General features: G+C 39.6%; 1 pseudogene. It reads left to right on the forward strand.

The annotated features are described in order from the left end of the window. Positions 1-31: 31 nt before the first annotated feature. Positions 32-369, forward strand: a pseudogene (locus FW758_RS24865) (amidohydrolase); the annotation flags it as partial.

The raw sequence follows: 369 nt of genomic DNA on the forward strand, positions 1-369 counted from the left end.
AGGTAATGGTATGGATCCCTCTAGAATGTTGTTGACTGAAAAAGCCGCTGGCCTTAATGCCAATAAAGATTTTTTACATTATCCCGCCAGTTATTTCATTAAATATAATCCTGATGCATTTTCAGCATCACCGGCGTTTATTCTCGACCAATCCGGCCATTTAGGCTATGTCAATGAACAAGCTTTTATAGCATCAGGCATTTGTGGGAAAACCTTTGATATCAGCAAAAAAGCCTATATGGAAAAAACCGGGATCTCTACACTCAGTTCTGAGGATGACACGTTTTTTAACCAATATTTAGGGCATGAAATTGTGTGTCAAGGCAGCGCAAAAGAGATGGTGTTGTCACAAAAAATGGCTGCCTATCA

The sequence above is a fragment of the Shewanella sp. 1180_01 genome, from assembly GCF_052850535.1.